Consider the following 3,259-nt stretch of genomic DNA (forward strand, 5'->3'; position numbering starts at 1 on the left):
GTGCCAATCCCGATCATCAAGCTGGATTCGCCTATCAAAACGCGGCAGTCCCTGGAGTTCCTCCCAATGACTTTTCTCACGGGCGTTCGCCTCCAGTAATGTCTCCCTTTTGTGGGGTGAGGAAACATCTTCCAGAACAATCGAGACGTTCTCCGTCAAGGCCCAGTCGGCCAGGGGCTGAAGCAGCTTTTCCACATCCACCACCGCAACAAGCACCCCCTGACACTGCACCATTCGATCCGTGGCCTGGACGGGCACCGGTGTCCCGTGGAATACCGGCGTTGCAAACACCAGCCACCGGTGGGCAAGCCACTCTGGAGGGGTTCTCTGGGAGGCCACATTTTCTTCGGATGCCTGCGGCGACCCCCCCGCCTGCCCCACGTCTCTTTCTTGCCACTGCGCGGGATCAAGAACGGGGATCTTGGGGATCAAAAACGTCCGATAAGGTTGCGCAGTGCACCCTTCGTCGAGCACCGGTTGCCAACGCGGCAAGCAAGACAGATCCAATCCCACAAGCCGGTCCAGTAAAGGACTGGGCTCGATGTAAAGGATGGGAAAATAGACTGGTCGGCTGCTGAGGGGACGGTGTTCACCGCTGGGCGTCGCTTCCCACAGGTTCAGTTGCAGGACGCCGTGGTTTTCTGCCAAATCCAAGAACGCGAGGAGCTCATCGCTGTGCACCCGGGGAGCCCAGAGGACGAAATCCACGGCCGGGAACTGTTCAAATTGCGGCTGGCAGAATTCACGAAATTCCTCTCTATGCACATCTTCCGAGGACGCAAAGAAAGCGGCGAGGAACCGTACGAATTCCTCCGCCCGCCGAAAATTGAATTCCAGGTCCCGCACCTGGGCGGAGAGCTGACCGGCAAACTGTCCACCGATCCGGCCAACTTCCCGCTGCACCGTGATCCGCCAGACATAAACGGTGACTGCCAGGCCGAGCACAAAGACAGCCCCCGTGACCAGCCACAGGGTGAGCCTGAACCGCCGACGGCCTTGCCGCGGGAAGGTGCCGTCCGCCATCCTGTCATCTGCAAAAGACATAAGACAAGCCTGAAGCCCGGCTAACGGGTTATTCCTCGTCCTTCGTCCCGCCCGACTCCGCGCCGCACTGAAACGGGCCTCTCGGCCAGACCTCCCGAAAATCCCCCGTTACCTTCCCGACATCCGGGAAAGTCCCCTGCCGACAACAAAAGAAGAATCGGGATCAACGGAAAAGTCTGCCACGAGAACCTCTCCATCCAACATTCTAACAGAAAAAGAATCGGAAGAAATAATCTGCGTATTTTCAGGAAACGGTTTCGGCGATAGAGTTTGAAAAAAAGAGCCGTCACATCGGCCGGTTGAACGAGACGGAGCCGTGACCTGAAGAGGCGAACTCATTCGCCCCAGCGGGAGACATTCCCCGCACCAGCAGCATGTCTGCAGGGCCATTACCATTGCCATCCGTATATCGGGAAGTTGGACACCTTCGCAAACTCATCTCCGGCACCATGCGTGCCGACCGCTTTCGGTTTGCGCAGCGGTTGCGGCTGATCAGCCAACGGGCAAACCGGGGCGAAAGAGTCGCCCCTGAACTCGAACGCCTGAAAAGCGAAATCGCTGCCTCGGTCGAACTCTGCCGTCAACGCCGGGAAGCCAAACCGCAGGTGGAAATCCTCCCCCATTTACCAATCGCCGCTCAATGCGACGCAATCGCTGCGGCTCTTCTGGAAAATCCCGTGGTCATTGTGTGCGGGGAGACCGGCTCGGGCAAATCGACGCAGCTTCCCAAATTGTGTCTGAAAATGGGACGGGGCATCGAGGCGATGATCGGCCATACCCAGCCCCGACGCATCGCCGCCCGCTCCATTGCTACCCGCATCGCCCAGGAGATGGGTGTGACGCTCGGTCGCGAGGTCGGTTACAAAGTGAGGTTTTCCGACGTCACTTCCCCGGAAACCTACATCAAGCTTATGACCGACGGTATCCTCCTCGCGGAAACCCAATCCGATCGATTCCTCGAACATTACGACACCATTATCATCGACGAAGCCCATGAGCGGTCACTCAATATCGATTTTCTCCTCGGGTATTTGCGGCGTCTGTTGCAGAAGCGGCGGGACCTGAAAGTCATCATCACCTCCGCGACCCTGGATGCCGCCCGATTCGCCGAGCATTTCGTCTGGCGTGGCCGCCCTGCACCGGTGATCGAAGTCCCCGGCCGATCCTATCCCGTGGAAGTCCGCTACCGCCCCCCTGTCCCGGACGAAGCCACCGGTGAGGCCGACTGGCAATCGGCGATCCTCGCCGCAATGGAGGAAATCTTTGAGGAAGGTCCCGGGGACGTGCTCATCTTCATGCCCACGGAACGGCATATTCACGAGACAACTCAGCTCCTGCGGCGTCAGGCGACGGCTGATCCGCGTTTTCGCGAGCTGGAAATCCTGCCCCTTTATGCCCGGCTTTCCGCCGCCGAACAGCAGCGGATCTTCCAGCCGCATTCGCACCGCCGGATAGTGGTGGCCACCAATGTCGCCGAATCGTCGCTCACCGTCCCCGGCATTCGCTACGTCATCGACCCGGGAGTCGCCCGACTGAGTCGGTACTCTCCCCGCACCAAGACCCAACGGCTGCCGATCGAACCGATCTCACAGGCCTCCGCGGAGCAGCGGAAGGGTCGCTGCGGCCGGGAAGGGCCCGGCATCTGCATTCGACTTTTCAGCGAAGAAGACCTCCTCCAGCGCGATCGCTACACTCCACCCGAGATTGTCCGCACCAATCTGGCCTCGGTGATTCTTCAGCTTATGGCGCTCAATCTGGGCCGGGTGGAAACATTTCCTTTCCTTGATCCTCCCCGGGCCGACGCAATCCGGGATGGCTACAAGACCCTCTTTGAAATCGGTGCCGTGGACGAGAGTGGAAAACTCACCCCCTTGGGACGCAACCTTGCGCGACTGCCCGTCGACCCGCGCATCGGCCGCATGATTCTTGCTGCCCATGATGAAGGATGCCTCCACGAGGTCCTCATCATTGCGGCAGCTTTGGAGGTGGATGATCCGCGCCTCCGTCCTCCCGAGCGGGCGGCCGAGGCCGACCTCTGCCACGCCCAGTTCCGCCATCCCGAGTCCGATTTCCTCGGCTATCTCAAACTCTGGGACTTCTACCAGTCCCTGAAAGCCAAGCTCTCCCGCAGCCAAATGCAGAAAGCCTGCCAGCAAAATTTCCTCTCCTACAACCGACTCCGTGAGTGGTCGGATATTTTTCGCGAGCTGCAGGA

Annotated in this window: 2 protein-coding genes; one reads left to right on the forward strand and one right to left on the reverse strand. The window is 59.6% G+C overall.

Annotated elements, in window-relative coordinates; all coding sequences use genetic code 11:
* Positions 1-1,023: CHASE domain-containing protein (locus H5U08_RS13665; RefSeq protein ID WP_297034128.1), on the reverse strand; the 1,023-nt coding region annotated here is incomplete at its 3' end.
* Positions 1,024-1,439: 416 nt separating this feature from the next.
* Here H5U08_RS13665 and hrpA point away from each other — a divergent pair.
* Positions 1,440-3,259 (forward strand): ATP-dependent RNA helicase HrpA (gene hrpA, locus H5U08_RS13670; protein ID WP_297034131.1); only part of this gene is annotated, 1,820 nt, incomplete at its 3' end.

This window comes from Thermogutta sp. (assembly GCF_014359955.1).
Classification (GTDB): domain Bacteria; phylum Planctomycetota; class Planctomycetia; order Pirellulales; family Thermoguttaceae; genus Thermogutta.